General features: G+C 62.7%; 12 protein-coding genes and 1 riboswitch. Of the genes, 9 read left to right on the plus strand and 3 right to left on the minus strand.

Annotated features, from left to right (window positions below; all coding sequences use genetic code 11):
- Positions 1 to 5 precede the first annotated feature (5 nt).
- On the minus strand, positions 6 to 1,121 hold the full coding sequence (locus AADW18_RS06565; protein WP_337342554.1) for a glycosyltransferase family 4 protein: 1,116 nt from the start codon (positions 1,119 to 1,121) through the stop codon (positions 6 to 8).
- Positions 1,122 to 1,168: 47 nt separating this feature from the next.
- Complete coding sequence (locus AADW18_RS06570) at positions 1,169 to 1,699, minus strand: Hsp20/alpha crystallin family protein (RefSeq protein ID WP_337342555.1); 531 nt, start codon at positions 1,697 to 1,699, stop codon at positions 1,169 to 1,171.
- A 510-nt stretch (positions 1,700 to 2,209) separates the two neighbouring features.
- Here AADW18_RS06570 and AADW18_RS06575 point away from each other — a divergent pair.
- The 4 genes from AADW18_RS06575 to AADW18_RS06590 all read left to right on the plus strand — a co-directional run bounded on the left by AADW18_RS06575 (position 2,210) and on the right by AADW18_RS06590 (position 6,454).
- Positions 2,210 to 2,833, plus strand: coding sequence for a CDP-alcohol phosphatidyltransferase family protein (locus AADW18_RS06575; RefSeq protein WP_337342556.1), 624 nt, complete (start codon positions 2,210 to 2,212; stop codon positions 2,831 to 2,833).
- Positions 2,833 to 3,426 (plus strand): lysophospholipid acyltransferase family protein, encoded by a 594-nt coding sequence (locus AADW18_RS06580; protein WP_337342557.1) that lies wholly within the window; start codon positions 2,833 to 2,835, stop codon positions 3,424 to 3,426. Before AADW18_RS06575 ends, AADW18_RS06580 begins: the two co-directional genes overlap by 1 nt.
- Positions 3,423 to 4,406, plus strand: coding sequence for a phosphatidate cytidylyltransferase (locus tag AADW18_RS06585; protein WP_337342558.1), 984 nt, complete (start codon positions 3,423 to 3,425; stop codon positions 4,404 to 4,406). The genes AADW18_RS06580 and AADW18_RS06585 overlap by 4 nt, the downstream gene beginning before the upstream one ends.
- A gap of 170 nt (positions 4,407 to 4,576) precedes the next feature.
- Positions 4,577 to 6,454, plus strand: coding sequence for an ATP-binding cassette domain-containing protein (locus AADW18_RS06590; protein WP_337342559.1), 1,878 nt, complete (start codon positions 4,577 to 4,579; stop codon positions 6,452 to 6,454).
- 418 nt (positions 6,455 to 6,872) lie between these two features.
- On the opposite strand, the gene ppc is transcribed toward AADW18_RS06590, so the two are convergent.
- Positions 6,873 to 9,596, minus strand: coding sequence for a phosphoenolpyruvate carboxylase (gene ppc / locus AADW18_RS06595; RefSeq protein WP_337342560.1), 2,724 nt, complete (start codon positions 9,594 to 9,596; stop codon positions 6,873 to 6,875).
- 224 nt (positions 9,597 to 9,820) lie between these two features.
- Positions 9,821 to 9,942, plus strand: a riboswitch (S-adenosyl-L-homocysteine riboswitch).
- A gap of 40 nt (positions 9,943 to 9,982) precedes the next feature.
- Between ppc and ahcY the strand changes: the two genes are divergently transcribed.
- The 5 genes from ahcY (at position 9,983) to AADW18_RS06620 (ending at position 14,761) form a co-directional block, all read left to right on the plus strand.
- Positions 9,983 to 11,416 (plus strand): adenosylhomocysteinase, encoded by a 1,434-nt coding sequence (gene ahcY, locus AADW18_RS06600; protein ID WP_337342561.1) that lies wholly within the window; start codon positions 9,983 to 9,985, stop codon positions 11,414 to 11,416.
- Positions 11,417 to 11,447: 31 nt separating this feature from the next.
- Complete coding sequence (locus tag AADW18_RS06605; RefSeq protein ID WP_337342562.1) at positions 11,448 to 12,032, plus strand: GNAT family N-acetyltransferase; 585 nt, start codon at positions 11,448 to 11,450, stop codon at positions 12,030 to 12,032.
- A gap of 8 nt (positions 12,033 to 12,040) precedes the next feature.
- Positions 12,041 to 12,880 (plus strand): methylenetetrahydrofolate reductase [NAD(P)H], encoded by an 840-nt coding sequence (metF, locus tag AADW18_RS06610; protein WP_337342563.1) that lies wholly within the window; start codon positions 12,041 to 12,043, stop codon positions 12,878 to 12,880.
- A gap of 233 nt (positions 12,881 to 13,113) precedes the next feature.
- Positions 13,114 to 13,707, plus strand: a complete 594-nt coding sequence (locus tag AADW18_RS06615) for a hypothetical protein (protein ID WP_337342564.1) — start codon at positions 13,114 to 13,116, stop codon at positions 13,705 to 13,707.
- Positions 13,708 to 13,849: 142 nt separating this feature from the next.
- Positions 13,850 to 14,761, plus strand: coding sequence for a branched-chain amino acid transaminase (locus AADW18_RS06620; protein ID WP_337342565.1), 912 nt, complete (start codon positions 13,850 to 13,852; stop codon positions 14,759 to 14,761).
- Positions 14,762 to 15,349 lie beyond the last annotated feature (588 nt).

Here is a 15,349-nt window from a genome sequence, read left to right on the forward strand (position 1 = left end):
CGGGATCAGGCGGTGCAGACCAGCGCCGTTGCCGGCTGGGGAGGTGGTGGCAGCGCGGAAGTCAGGGACGGCATGGAAGATGCGGACGTGGAGTTCGCCAGCACCGTTTCGTAGAGTTCCAGATAGCGCGTGGCCATGACCGGCGCCGAAAAACGTCGTTCGAACACGCGCCGGATCTCGGCGCGGTCCAGCTCCGGCAAACGCGCCACGGCGTCCACGGCCTGCTCTTCCGAGTCGACGATGAAGCCGGTCACGCCATGGTCGATCACTTCGCGCACCGATCCGCAGTCCCAGGCAATCACCGGCGTTCCGCAGGCCATCGCCTCGATCATCACCAAGCCGAATGGTTCGGGCCAATCGATCGGGAACAGCAGCGCGTCAGCGTTGCCCAGGAACAATCGCTTGCCCGCGTCGTTGATCTCCCCGATGAAATCCACACCGCCGCCTGACAGCAACGGCTCGATCTGTTCGCGGTAATAACCCACGTCCACCGCGTCGACCTTGGCCGCGATCTTCAATGGCCGGCCGGCACGCCGCGCGATGGAGATGGCCCGGTCAGGCCGCTTCTCTGGTGATATCCGGCCTAGGAACGCCAGATAGCCGCCGGTCGGCGCAGGTAGCGGCGTCAGCAATTCCGAAGGCAGTCCGTGATACGCGGTGCCGATCCAATGGGCGTAGCGCAACGGAAAGCGCTGCCGATCCGAAATGGACACCAGCGGGAAGCGTGGCCAGCGTTGATAGATGCCGGCCAGATCCGCCAGGTCCAGGCGCCCATGCAAGGTGGTGACGGTGCGGTCGGCGATGTCCTCGAACAGCGGGAAATGCAGAAGATCGACATGGAAGTGCAGCAAGTCGAACTCATCGGCGCGGCGACGCACCTCATGCAGCATCGACAGATGCGCGGCCAGGTCGGATTTGAGCGGGTGAGGGTCGAGCCGGAAAGCCTGCGCGCGCGCTGGGATCAACTCTGCGCGCGTGCAGCTATCCCCGCTGGCGAAGACCGTGACGTGATGACCCAGATCGACCAGTGCATCGGCCAGATAGGCCACGATGCGTTCCGTGCCTCCGTAGAGGCGGGGCGGGACCGATTCATACAGCGGTGCGATATGAGCGATACGCATGGGAAGAATCCATCAGGCAGATCTTTGGCTGGCGGAAGGCTGGGCTTTTACGCAGTGGACGTCGGGCCCTGGTCATTGCCACGGTTAATGGGGATGCGTCTGCCGACCTGCGCCCTCGGTGTCTTCGGCAAGGTCACCGTCAGCAGACCGTCGCGGAACTCCGCCTTGACCTGGTCCCACTCGACGTCGGTTTCGATCGGGATGCGCCGCTCGAAGCGACCGTAGTAGTACTCGCTGTATCGGCGCCCGGCATCTTCACGGACATCGCGGCGTTCGCCGCGCAGCAGCAAGCCGTCGCCTTCATGCAGCACTTCGACGTCCCGCTCGCTCATGCCCGGGAGCTCCGCGGTCAGGACCAGTTCCTTGTCACGCTCGCTCAGTTCGACGCTGGGCCAATCGCTATCACGGTCCAAACCGAACCGGGACAGTGGCCGGTCGAATATGGGGCGATCGAACTGGCGCATCACACCGTCGAACAGCCGGTCCATCTGGCGTTGCAGGTTAACCAGGGGGTCGCCACTCTCGCGTGCTTGGGATGCGCGTTCGCGATGGCGTGGAGTCAAATGCCTTACGTTCATGATGTGCTCCTCTTATCAACCACGGTTGCGCGATGGTCGAGTGGCCCGCGAAGAGTCGCGCAGGAAGTCAAACGCCACGGCCGTGGCACGGCGCCTGGAGAAACTCCAGAAAGGCGTTGCGCATACCGGCGCGGGCCGCCCTGATACGTCACCGTTCGCAACGACATACCGCGCAATTAAGGAGAGATGTCGCGCATTTCAATGGCCGCGGTTGCGGGTGCAGTTAGCTTGAATTAGATCTAGTGGAAATCGCGTCAATATTCTGTGTGAGCAGACGTAGAGCCGCGGCACACCATCAAAACCGGAGTTGCACGGGCCGAACTGCGAGAACGCGCACATTCCGGCGAAAACCGTGCAGCTGTCTGGCGTGCGCCTGCCTCAAACCGATCAGGGGCGGCCGTCCAGAGTGGCGCATAGCACTGGCGGTGGCGTTCCATACCGGCGGGAAGATTCGACCTCCGACCGCCGTACCGCGCCCGTTCCACAAAGCTTTCGCTTACCATCGCCGCCATGGGGACCAACGACCGCCGACCGATCGCCGCGCGCGCCAGCGGCTGGGCTGTGAAGCTCAGCGCCGCGCTGGCGCAATCATCCGTCACGCCTAACCAGATCTCGGTATTGAGCATCTTCTTCGCCGCGCTCGGGGCGATGATGCTGGTCTGGTCGCCCAGCCTGATCGGTCTATTGCTGTGCGCCGCCTGCATACAGCTGCGGCTGGTTTGCAACCTGCTGGACGGCATGGTCGCGATGGAAGGCGGCAAACAGACCGCGACCGGCGCACTCTTCAATGAATTCCCGGATCGTGTCGCCGACTCGCTACTGATCGTCGGACTGGGCTATGCGGCCTCCATGCCCTGGCTGGGCTGGTTGGGCGCTCTGCTGGCCGCCCTGACCGCCTATGTGCGCGTGTTCGGCGGCAGCCTGGGACTGGCGCAGGATTTTCGCGGTCCGATGGCGAAGCAACACCGGATGGCGGTACTGACGGCCGCCTGCCTCTTGGCCATTGCAGAGCGGCTGGTCTTCGGAAGCCATTACAGCCTGATCATCGGCAGCGGCGTGATTGCCGCCGGTTCGTTGCTGACTTGCATTAGCCGCACCCGCGCCATCGCCGCGCAGCTACAGGCCGGCGGCTGATGCTGTCGCGCCTGCTGGTCGCGGCGATAAAACTTTTCATCGGCGCCTATCCGCGCTGGCGCGGCAGCCAACCCTCGGCGGCACAACGAATTTATTTCGCCAATCACGCCAGCCATCTGGATACGGTGGCCTTGTGGTCGGCGCTGCCGCCTGCACTGCGGGCTCGTACCCGACCTGTGGCCGCGCGCGATTACTGGGGCAGTGGGATCCGCGAGGTGATCGCCCGGCGCGGCTTCCATGCGGTGCTGATCGAGCGCGATCGCGAGAAATGCGAAGGCGACCCGCTGCAGCCGCTGTACGACGCACTGGATGCTGGCGACTCGCTGATCATTTTTCCGGAAGGCACGCGCAACCACGATCCCTTGCCGCAGCCGTTCAAATCCGGTCTGTTTCACCTGGCGCAGCGCTATCCGCAAGTCGAACTGATCGCGGTATACCTGGACAACGCGCGCCGCTGCCTGCCCAAGGGGAGCCCGGTGCCGGTGCCGTTGGTGTGCACAGTGCGTTTCGGTGCGCCGGTCGTGCTACAGCCGGATGAAGACAAGGCAGCGTTCCTGCAACGCGCCTGGCAGGCGGTGGTGGACCTGGCATGAGACTGACCGTTCCCACCGAGCAACTGGACAGCTTCCTGCAGGCGGCCATCGCACGTGCGCCGATGAAATTCTGGTGGGTCATTGGTGGCGTGATCGCGCTGCTGCTGGTCGCCAGCGCGATCGGCTGGCTGCTGGGCCGGCGCAAACCCGGCGCTGTCATCGACAACCTCAACGCGCGCATCCGCGCCTGGTGGGTCATGGTGGCGGTACTGGTGGCTTGCTTCGCGCTAGGCAAGGTCGCCACGTTGGTGCTTTACGGCCTGCTGTCGTTCTTTGCGCTGCGCGAATTCGTCACTCTCACGCCGACCCGGCGCGGCGATCATTTTTCTCTCTGCCTGTGCTTCTACGTCGCCATTCCGCTGCAATACTGGTTGATCGGCACGGATTGGTATGGCTTGTTCGTCATGTGCATTCCGGTCTACGGCTTTCTGCTGTTGCCCGCGGTGTCTGCACTGTCTGGCGACACGGAACAGTTCCTGGAGCGCAACACCAAGATCCAATGGGGCCTGATGCTGACGGTGTACTGCCTGAGCCACGCGCCCGCGCTGATGCTGTTGCGCATCCCCGGTTACGAAGGTCAGAACCTGATGCTGTTGTTCTACCTGTTGCTGGTGGTGCAGCTGAGCGACGTCCTGCAATACGTGTTCGGCAAGCTGTTCGGCAAGCATCTGCTGGCACCGCAGGTCAGCCCGTCGAAAACGGTGGAAGGTCTGGTCGGCGGCGGCCTGGCTGCGGCCGGCATCGGCGCGGCATTGTGGTGGATCACCCCATTCACGCCACTGCAGTCCGCATTGCTGTCGCTGCTGATCGTGCTGTGCGGGTTCCTGGGCGGGCTGGCGCTGTCGGCGGTCAAACGCAGCCTGGGCGCCAAGGATTGGGGCGAGATGATCGAAGGCCACGGCGGCATCCTGGACCGGCTGGATTCAGTGGTATTCGCCGCGCCGGTGTTTTTCCATGTGGTTCGCTACGGGTTTCAGTAGGTCTGGAATTGACGCGCCGTCGTAGAGCGCCTCAACGAGCTATTCGTCATCGCCTGCCGTTGCGACGGCCCGATTGCCACCGACCTGGACCCATCGCGGGGCGCAGCTCCGCTCTACAAGGATGGCGCGCGCCCGGCCCGCAGGCCTAGCCCGGCGAGTACAATGCCCAGATGTCCTTAATGCAACTCCAGCGGGTCGACTTCAGTGTCGGCGGGCCGCTGCTACTCGAACACGTCGACCTCAGCATTGAACCCAACGAGCGCATCTGCATCGTGGGGCGCAATGGCGCGGGCAAGTCCACGTTAATGCGACTATTGGCTGGCGAACTGAAAGCCGACGACGGTGAGGTGCGCCTGCAGAACGGCGTGGTGGTCGCGCGCATGGCGCAGGAAGTGCCGCAGGACACCAGCGGAACCGTGTTCGACGTAGTTGCGGAAGGCCTGGGCGACCTGGGCCATCTGCTGGCCCGTTATCACCACGCGTTGGCCGATGGCGACATGGACGCCATGGGCGAGGCACAGACCCAGATCGAAGCGCAGCATGGCTGGGATCTGGACCGGCGCGTCGAACAAGTGCTCGCCAAGCTTGAGCTGCCGGAGGACGCGGACTTCGCAGCATTGTCGGGCGGCATGAAGCGCCGTGTACTGCTGGCACAGGCGCTGGTGCGCAAGCCGGACATCCTGTTGCTGGACGAGCCCACCAACCACCTGGATATCGATGCGATCGCCTGGCTGGAAGGTTTCCTGAAGCAGTTCGAAGGCAGCATCGTGTTCGTCACCCACGACCGCAGCTTCCTGCGTTCGCTGGCCACGCGTATCGTCGAGATCGATCGCGGCCAGGTCACCAGCTGGCCCGGCGACTACGAAAACTATCTGCGCCGCCGCGAAGAACGGCTACATGCGGAAGCGCAGGAGAATGCGCGCTTCGACAAGCTGCTGGCGCAGGAAGAAGTGTGGATCCGCCAGGGCATCAAGGCGCGCCGCACCCGCAACGAAGGCCGCGTGACCGCCTTGAAGGCGATGCGTCGCGAACGTGCGCAGCGCCGCGACCTGACCGGCAACGTCAGGATGGCAACGGCCGCCGCGCAGAATTCCGGCAAGAAAGTCATCGAAGCCAAGCACATCACCCAGGCCTACGACGGCCGGGTGCTGCTGGACGACGTATCGACAACCATCTTCCGTGGCGATCGCGTGGGCATCATCGGTCCCAATGGCGCGGGCAAATCGACGTTGCTGAAAATCCTGCTGGGCAAGATGAAGCCGCAGCAAGGCGAAGTGACGCTGGGTACCGGATTGCAGATCGCCTATTTCGATCAGCACCGCAGCCAGCTGGATGAAAGCCGTAATGCATTGGAGAACGTGGCCGAGGGTAGCGACTTCGTCGAGATCAACGGCAGCCGCAAGCACATCATCGGCTACCTGCAGGATTTCCTGTTCTCGCCGGAGCGCGCCCGCGGTCCCATCACCCGCCTGTCCGGCGGCGAACGCAATCGCCTGCTGCTGGCCAAGCTGTTCGCACAGCCTTCCAACTTGTTGGTAATGGATGAACCGACGAATGACTTGGACGTTGAAACACTGGAGCTGTTGGAAGAATTGCTGATCGACTACAAAGGCACCTTGCTGCTGGTTTCGCACGACCGCGAGTTCCTCGACAACGTGGTCACCAGCACCTTGGTGCTGGAAGGCCAAGGGCGCTTGGCCGATTACGTGGGCGGCTACAGCGACTGGGTGCGCCAGCGACCGGCGGCTTTGTTCGCAACCGAGCCCGCCACACCCGCGAAAACGGCGCCGGCTCCAGCCGCAACTTCCGCGCCTGCGACAGCCGAGCCCAAACGCAAACTCAGCTACAAGGACGCGCGCGAACTGGAGCAGCTGCCTGCCAGGATCGAGTCGCTGGAAACCGAGATCGCACAACGTACCGCGGCGATGAATGATCCTGCCTTCTATCAGCAGGATGCCGCCGCACTGCTCAAAGCCAATGAAGCGCTTGCCGCCTTGCAGGCCGACTTGGACACCGCGTATCGGCGTTGGAGTGAGCTGGACGGTTGATCGATTGCGTTGCCCCCGCGCTTTTGTAGGAGCGGCCTCCGGCCGCGAGCTCTTGCTTCACATTCGCGATAAAAAGCAAAAGCTCGCGCCGAGGGCGCTCCCACAAAAGCGGAATTTCTTGCTACCGGATTGTTCCGGTCGCGACTCACGTCGCTCCCACAAACACGCTGCCTTTCCCTGTGGGAGCGACGTGAGTCGCGACCGGAATCTCAACAGAGCACAGATGCGTATCCACCCAGATCACGGATAAAAGCTCTAGATGCTTTTGCCCGCATATCCCGTATTGGTTTTTGATTTTTTAGGAGCGGCCTCCGGCCGCGAGCTCTTGCTTCACATCTCACGATAAAAAACGCAACAGCTCGCGCCGGGATGGCGCTTCTACGAAAGCCGGATTTCCTGTCGCATTTGGGATACCGGATCAACCCGTGTTCTGCACACCCTGCGACACGCCATTGATGCTGGCCACCAGCACACGCAGCAGGTTGTCATCCTCGCGGCCGCTGTCGCGCCAGCGCTTCAGCAGGTCCGCTTGCAGCACGCTGATCGGGTCGATGTAGGGATTGCGAAGCCGGATCGACAAGGCCAGCCGCTGATCGTGCTGCAGCAGCCATTCGCTGCCATTCAACTTCATCACCCATTCCAGGGTGATCGCATGTTCGTTCTGGATGCGCGGGAAGAATTCGTCGTGCAGCGGACCGGCCATCCGCGAAAACATCTGCGCGATGTTCAGATCGCCCTTGGCCAGCACCATGGAAATGTCGTCGAGGAAGGTCTTGAAGAAAGGCCAGTCGCGAGCCATTTCTTGCAGCGTCTCTTCGCCGCCGTCGTCGATCACCGCTTTCAAGCCGCTACCCACGCCATACCAACCGGGAATCACTGCGCGTGCCTGACTCCAGGCGAACACCCACGGAATCGCGCGCAGATTGGTGAGCGCCGCATCCTGGCCCAACCGGCGTGATGGCCGTGAACCCAAGGTCATGCGTTCGATCACGTCGATGGGTGTGGCGTTGCGGAAGTAATCCATGAAACCCGGCGCATCAACGAAGGCACGATAGGCCTTGGTGCTTTCAGTGGAAACACGCTCCATGACCTCACGCCACTGTGCTTCACGCGGTTCCGGCGGCCGCGGACGCAGGCTGGATACCAGCACCGCACCGGTCGCCTGCTCCAACGAACGCAACGCCAACGCACGAATCCCGTATTTGCGATGGATGACCTCGCCCTGCTCGGTGACACGTAGCCGCCCGTCCACACTGCCGCGCGGCGAGGCATCCACCGCGCGCGTGGTCTTGCCACCGCCGCGGCTGATCGAACCGCCACGACCGTGGAAGAAAGTCAGCTTGATACCCAGATCCTTGGCCGCCTGCAGCAATTCCACTTGTCCACGTTGCAATCCCCAGCGCGAAGCGGCGATGCCACCGTCCTTGCCGCTGTCGGAATAACCCAGCATCACCATCTGCACGTTGTCGCGCGCGGCCAGATGAGAGCGATAAACCGGATCGGCAACCAGATCGCGCAAGGTATCCGGACCGTGTTGCAGGTCGCCCACGGTTTCGAACAACGGCGCGATATCCAGCGGCACATTGCCGTCAGCGTCGACCAACCCGCCACGACGTGCCAGCGCCAGTACCGTCAGCACGTCGGCGCGGTTGTGCGCCATGCTGATGATGTAGGCGCCCAGCGCTTCCGTGCCATGCCGCTTGCGCGCGTCGGCCAAGGTGGCGAACACGGCATCCAGCCGCTGATTGGTTTCATCGTCTGCCGCGGGCAGTGTCTTTTCGCCACTGGCGTAGGCGCCCAACAGCCCACCCCGCTCCACCGCATCGCGCGATTCCCAATCATCGTCGCCCAGCGCCGCGGCCACGGCACGTGCGTGCACACTGGACTCTTGCCGCACATCCAGGCGCGCCAAATGGAAGCCGAAGCTGCGCACGCGCCAAGCCAACCGGCGGACCGCGAACCAACCTGCATGCACGCCGCGATTGGCTTCCAGGCTGCACAGGACCAGATCAACGTCATGAGCGAATTCTTCAGGCGAGCGGTAGCCTTCCGGACGATCCTCAAGAGTCGCCTGCAGGCGCGCACGCATCAGATCGTTGAGCAGCCGGTACGGCATATCGCCGTGGCGCGGACGCGATTGCGCGGCCGCCTTCGGCATCAACGCGCGGTATTCCTCCAGTCGCGCCAGCACCTCCGGCGAAACACCGACGACCGACGTCGACTGGCTGAGCAGCGAAGTCAACTGCCACAGCTCCTTCTTGTAGCGGGTGAGGATAGCGGCACGCTGTGCCTGCAATGTAGCGGCGATGGTGCCGGCATCGACATTGGGATTACCGTCCATGTCGCCGCCCACCCAGGTACCGAAACGCAGCATCCGGGGCAGATGCGCCGTGACTTCCGGCGCGGGGCCGTAGACCTCGGTGATCGCGTTCTCCAGCGTCTCGTAAAGCACCGGCATCACCCGGTACAGCACTTCGATCAGGTAGAAGCCGACGTGCTCGCGCTCATCTTCCACACCTGGGCGGACCGGCGAGGAATCGGAGGTCTGCCAGGCCGAGGTCAGCGCCATGCGGAAACGGGCGATGTCGGTGGCGCGCTCGCCCGGCGTGCGCTGACCGTCCAGGTCGTTGATCAGGCTGGCCACCATCAGCTGCTCTTTTTCCAGCAGCGCGCGGCGTACGGCTTCGGTCGGGTGCGCGGTGAATACCGGTTCGATATCGATCCGTGGCAACCATTCCGACAATTCCTCCAGGGTCACGCCCTGGGCTTTCATCTTCACCAAGGCATCGTGCAAACCGTCCGGCTGCGGCGTACGGCTGCCGGTGCGCTGGTAATCGCGACGGCGGCGGATGCGGTGGACCCGCTCGGCGATGTTGACGACCTGGAAATACGTGCTGAAGGCGCGGATCAGCGATTCGGCCTGTTGCGGCTCCAGCCCGGCCAACAACCCGGCCAGCGACTGCGGCGGCGCATCGCTCTGGCGGCGGGCGATGGCGGTGGTGCGCACGCGCTCCACTTCCTCCAGGAACGCCGGGGAAACCTGCTCGGCCAGCATGTCGCCGACCAGGGCGCCCAGGCGGCGCACATCTTCACGAAGCGGAACATCGGGCGGAGCGAATTCCAGACTGCGGGGGCTATTCATGTGAACGAGGTTTTTTCCGGTCGATTCGGCGATACCCACCTGCCCTGCGCATCCGGTGCGGCGGAGCCGGCGGTGGTCCGAACGATTCTGCACCCCACCCGGGCCCCGCCGAACCCCGAAGCGGAGCGGGCGGCCGTTGCTGCATGGCAGCAACTCCAAGCCTAACCCAAGCCCTGGCCGTTTTGGTCATCTTTTCATCCGGAACAAGCGATATAATGGCGCGCCCCGCCGAGGGGCGCTGCGACCGGGTGTGAGCGGATATTCCGCGAAGCCCGCACTTCATGTGCGGACTTTTCACGACACGGCCAGGCTCGGCAGGATTCTTTTGTAACGGCGCCCGGTCAAGAATGCGAGTCCGCTCGCCACTTTTTTCCGGAGCCAAACAAATGAACGCAGTACGTAGTTTCTCGACCGAAGGCGATTACAAGGTCGCCGATATCTCGCTGGCCGAATGGGGCCGCAAGGAATTGGACATCGCCGAGCACGAGATGCCGGGCCTGATGTCGATCCGCAAGAAGCACGCCGCCACCAAGCCCCTGAAGGGCGTACGTGTGACCGGGTCGCTGCACATGACCATCCAGACCGCCGTGCTGATCGAGACGCTGGTGGACCTGGGCGCCGACGTGCGCTGGGCTTCGTGCAACATCTTCTCCACGCAGGACCATGCCGCCGCCGCCATCGCGGTGACCGGCACCCCCGTGTTCGCCTGGAAAGGCGAGACGCTGGAGGAATACTGGGACTGCACGCTCGATGCATTGAGCTTCGGTGGTGGCAAGCTCGGTCCGCAGTTGGTGGTCGACGATGGCGGCGACGTCACCCTGCTGATCCACAAGGGCTACGAACTGGAAAATGGCAGCGACTGGGTCAACACGCCTTCGTCCAGCCATGAAGAGCAGGTGATCAAGAACCTGCTCAAGCGCGTGCATCAGGAGCGTCCGGGCTACTGGACCGACGTGGTCAAGGACTGGAAGGGCGTGTCCGAGGAAACCACCACCGGCGTGCACCGCCTGTACCAGATGATGGAAGCCGGCACGCTGCTGGTCCCGGCGATCAACGTCAACGACTCGGTCACCAAGTCCAAGTTCGACAATCTGTACGGCTGCCGCGAATCGCTGGCCGACGGCCTGAAGCGCGCGATGGATGTGATGCTGGCCGGCAAGGTCGCCGTGGTCTGCGGTTACGGCGATGTCGGCAAGGGTTCGGCGCACTCGCTGCGTGCCTACGGTGCCCGCGTGATCGTCACCGAGATCGACCCGATCTGCGCATTGCAGGCGGCGATGGAAGGCTTCGAGGTCAACACCATCGAAGATACCTTGGGAACGGCGGATATCTACGTCACCACCACGGGCAACAAGGACATCATCACCATCGACCACATGAAGGCCATGAAGAACCAGGCCATCGTGTGCAACATCGGTCACTTCGACAACGAAATCCAGGTGGATGCGCTGTACAACCTGCCCGGCGTCAAGAAGATCAACATCAAGCCACAGGTGGACAAGTTCGTGTTCCCGAGCGGCAATGAAATCTTCCTGCTGGCCGAGGGCCGCCTGGTCAACCTGGGCTGCGCCACCGGCCACCCCAGCTTCGTGATGTCCAACTCCTTCTCCAACCAGACGCTGGCGCAGATCGACCTGTGGGCCAACAAGGACGTCTATGAAAAGACCGTCTATCGTCTGCCCAAGCAGCTGGATGAAGAAGTCGCGCGCCTGCACCTGGAAAAAATCGGCGTGAAACTGACCAAGCTGACCAAGGAACAGGCCGACTACCTGGGCGTGTCGGTGGACGGTCCGTACAAGCCGGACCACTACCGCTACTGATCCACAGCGGGAGGCCACCTGGCCTCCCGACGTGATCACCGCCGCGCAGCGATCTGCCGCGCGGCTCTTCCTTGGGGATCCGATGCAGGCGCATTTTCGAATCCGCTCCGCCGTCCCGGCCGATGTCTCCGGTATTGCCCACGTGCAGATCAGCACGTGGCACGCGACCTACCGTGGGCTGGTGCCGGACGCCTATCTTGATGCCATGGATCAAGCGGTCCAGGAGGATTATTGGCGATCGTTGCTGTCGGCAAACGATGGCGATTTCGTTGTGGTCGCCGAGTCGCAGGACCTGGAAATCGCCGGCTTCGCCTGTGCCGGTCCGAATCGCGATGTAGAACTCTCGTACGTCGCTGAGCTGCATAAGCTCTATCTGGCGCCCAAATGGCAGGGACGCGGTGTTGGGCGGCGCTTGATCGAAAGTGCCGCGGAAAGCTTGCTACAGCAGAACCTCACGTCGATGATCGTATGGGTGCTGGGCGGCAATCCTTTCCGAACGTTTTATGAGTCCGTCGGCGGCACCTTCGTATCGGAAAGAACCATCGATATCGGCGGCGTTCCGCTGCTGGATGTCGCGTACGGCTGGCGCAACCTGCACCAGCCGCTCAAAGCATGAGGAAACGTATGCCCGCTGTCCCTCTCTCCTTCGAGTTTTATCCGCCCAAGACCGACGAACAGCGGGCGCAGTTGGATCGCACCGCGGAAAAGCTCAAAGCGCATGCGCCCGAATATGTGTCGTGCACTTTCGGCGCCGGCGGCTCGACGCTCAGCTATACCTCCGAAACGGTGCGCCATCTGCACCAGCACCATGGTTTCGCTGCCGCGCCGCACCTGTCCTGTGTCGGTGGCAGCCGCGAGGAAATCCGGGAACTGCTGCGCTTGTATCGCGCCTTGGGCTGCAAGCGCATCGTCGCCTTGCGCGGCGATCTGCCGTCGGGCATGGGCCATCCGGGCGATCTGCGCTATGCCTCGGAATTGATCGAGTTCATCCGCGCGGAGCATGGCGACTCCTTCCATATCGAAGTCGGTTGCTATCCGGAAACCCACCCACAGTCGGAAGACGCCTTGGCCGACATGAAGTACTTCAAGGCCAAGGTCGACGCGGGCGCCGACGGGGCTATCACCCAGTATTTCTACAACCCCGATGCGTACTTCCACTTCGTGGACGCTGCCCGCAAGGTTGGCGTGGAAATTCCGATCATCCCCGGCATCATGCCGATTTCCAACTTCACCCAGCTGAAGCGCTTCTCCGAAGCATGCGGGGCGGAGATCCCTCGCTGGATCGGCAAGCGCATGCAGGCCTTCGGCGACGATGCCGAGGCCGTACGCGACTTTGGTGCCGACGTGGTGGCCGGACTCTGCGAACGATTGGTAGCCGGCGGCGCGCCCGCCCTACATTTCTACACCCTCAATCTATCCAAGCCCACTCAGATTGTATTGAAGCGGCTGGGCTGGGGCGGCTAACTCTCTCTTTGTAGGAGCGGCCTCTGCTGTGGTAGGAGCGGCGTCTCGCCGCGAGCTCTTCCTGTCAGATCGCGGTTAAAGCGAAGAGCTCGCGGCGAGACGCCGCTCCTACCACCAAAACGGCGCTCCTACCGGGCTCCTCGTGCTCCGCACCCGGCATTCATCTGAACGATCCGCACGTGCCTGACAGCAGGCCGGTGACTTTGCCGAGCCACCACGGTTACGCTGGCTCCATGCGATTTTCAGTTCTGTTCCTGCTGGTACTGACGGCCCCCGGCGCGCTGATCGGCCATATCTCCTCCGCCGCCGCACAAGAAGTGCAGCGCTGCACCACCATGACCGGGGAATCGGTTTATACCGACAAGCGCTGTGAGGATATCGGCGCAATGGACCACCTGCCGTCTCGCACCACAGAAGCCACCGCAAGCGGCAGCCACCTTTATCGCGGTAGTTGCTCACGCACATTGAGCGATCTGGTTTCGCAGATTTCCGCCGCCATCGACGCACAGGACGTTAACCGACTGGCGGGTGTCTACCAGTGGGCGGGGATTTCGGATGCGGCCGCCAACCGGATCCTGGACCGGCTGGATGCGGTCGTGCAGCGCCCGCTGGTGGACATCGTACCGATACGCCCCGCTCCGCCGCCGATAGTGGATGGCGCTGGGAACGTGGTGGATACCAATGCCGACGGTTATTACCCGCAGACGACCCAACTACCACGCCCCATCGGAATTCGCATTGTGCAGACGCTGAAAAACAGCGCCACACCTTCAGAAACCTCATTCAGTCTGCGCCGCAGCTACGGTTGTTTCTGGATCACCCTCTAGGACCTGTAGGAGCGGCGTCCCCGCCGCGAGCTCTTCCCGTCAGGTCGCATAAAAGCGAAGAGCTCGCGGCGGGGACGGCGCCTACGATGGCGCTCCGAATGGTGCAGAATCGGACCATTCGTCATCAAAACGGAGAGGCGCCATGAACTTCCCCGAGAAAATCTGGCACAACGGCACCATCAAGCCCTGGGCGGAAGCCACCACTCATGTCATGGCGCATGCCATTCATTACGGCTCTTCTGTTTTCGAGGGCATCCGCGCTTATGAAACACCGCAAGGCACGGCGATCTTCCGGCTGACCGATCACAGCAAGCGCCTGTTCCAGTCGGCCAAGATCTACGACATCGATATCCCTTACACGCTGGACGAGATCAATGCCGCTTGCCGCGAAGTCGTACGCGTCAACGGCTTGAGCAAGGCCTATCTGCGGCCAGTCGCTTTCCGTGGCTATGGCGGCATCGGCATCGCGGCCGATACGCCGATCGATGTCGCGGTCGCGGCCATGGCTTTCGGTCGCTACCTGGGCGAAGACGGCATGGAGAACGGCATCGACGCGTGCGTCTCCAGCTGGCAGCGCTTCGCACCAAATACCTTGCCCGCCGGCGCCAAGGCAGGTGGCAACTATCTCTCCGGCCAGTTGGTGACTCGCGAGGCTCGCCGCCACGGTTATGGCGAAGGCATCGCATTGGCTTCCACCGGCTTGCTGAGCGAAGGCGCCGGCGAAAACCTGTTCCTGGTGTTCGATGGCGAACTGCACACCACCCCTGCCAGCGCTTCCATCCTTACCGGCATCACCCGCAATTCAATCATTCGCCTGGCTCGCGACGAAGGCATTTCCGTCGTGGAGCGAGACATCCCTCGCGAATATCTGTATTTGTGCGACGAACTGATGATGTGCGGCACGGCGGCGGAAATCACACCGTTGCGATCGGTCGATGGCAAACCCGTCGGCACCGGCAAACCTGGACCGGTGACCAAGCGAATCCAGCAACTGTTCTTCGGGCTGTTCGATGGCAGCACCGAGGATCGTTATGGGTGGCTGGAGTACGTTTGACGTAACGCTGCGCCCAGCAATGGGGCCGAGTCAGTAGCAATGGGACCGTCGCAACGGCAAACGATGGCGAATAGCGCTTCCGCTTCTCGTAGAGCCGAGCTTGCTCGGCTCCTCTTAGATCCATGCACATCGGGCGAAGAGCAGCGGAGCGAGCTCCGCTCTACGAGAAGCGCCTCGCTCCGACGTAGAGCCGAGCGTGCTCGGCTGCCCTTGGATCCATGCACACCGGACGAAGAGCAGCGGAGCGAGCTCCGCTCTACGAGAGGCGCCTCACTTTGACGTAGAGCCGAGCTTGCTCGGCTGCCCTTGGATCCGTGCACATCGGACGAAGAGCAGCGGAGCAAGCTCCGCTCTACGAGAGGCGCCTCACTTTGACGTAGAGCCGAGCTTGCTCGGCTGCTCTTGGATCCATGCACATCGGACGAAGAGCAGCGGAGCGAGCTCCGCTCTACGAGAAGCGCCTCGCTCTGATGTAGAGCCGAGCTTGCTCGGCTGCTCTTGGATCCATGCACATCGGACGAGAGCAGCGGAGCAAGCTCCGCTCTACGAGAAGCACCTCGCTCTGATGTAGAGCCGAGCTTGCTCGGC

The sequence above is a fragment of the Pseudoxanthomonas sp. CCNWLY206-1 genome, assembly GCF_039710385.1.
GTDB lineage: Bacteria > Pseudomonadota > Gammaproteobacteria > Xanthomonadales > Xanthomonadaceae > Pseudoxanthomonas_A.

Bases quoted from the DNA above. Each gene is read 5' to 3' on its own strand.
- AADW18_RS06565 (WP_337342554.1), bottom strand. From the start codon at position 1,121: ATGCGTATCGCTCATATCGCACCGCTGTATGAATCGGTCCCGCCCCGC.
- metF (WP_337342563.1), top strand. From the start codon at position 12,041: ATGCCCGCTGTCCCTCTCTCCTTCGAGTTTTATCCGCCCAAGACCGAC.
- AADW18_RS06570 (WP_337342555.1), bottom strand. From the start codon at position 1,699: ATGAACGTAAGGCATTTGACTCCACGCCATCGCGAACGCGCATCCCAA.
- AADW18_RS06590 (WP_337342559.1), top strand. From the start codon at position 4,577: ATGTCCTTAATGCAACTCCAGCGGGTCGACTTCAGTGTCGGCGGGCCG.
- ppc (WP_337342560.1), bottom strand. From the start codon at position 9,596: ATGAATAGCCCCCGCAGTCTGGAATTCGCTCCGCCCGATGTTCCGCTT.
- AADW18_RS06615 (WP_337342564.1), top strand. From the start codon at position 13,114: ATGCGATTTTCAGTTCTGTTCCTGCTGGTACTGACGGCCCCCGGCGCG.
- AADW18_RS06585 (WP_337342558.1), top strand. From the start codon at position 3,423: ATGAGACTGACCGTTCCCACCGAGCAACTGGACAGCTTCCTGCAGGCG.
- ahcY (WP_337342561.1), top strand. From the start codon at position 9,983: ATGAACGCAGTACGTAGTTTCTCGACCGAAGGCGATTACAAGGTCGCC.
- AADW18_RS06620 (WP_337342565.1), top strand. From the start codon at position 13,850: ATGAACTTCCCCGAGAAAATCTGGCACAACGGCACCATCAAGCCCTGG.
- AADW18_RS06580 (WP_337342557.1), top strand. From the start codon at position 2,833: ATGCTGTCGCGCCTGCTGGTCGCGGCGATAAAACTTTTCATCGGCGCC.
- AADW18_RS06575 (WP_337342556.1), top strand. From the start codon at position 2,210: ATGGGGACCAACGACCGCCGACCGATCGCCGCGCGCGCCAGCGGCTGG.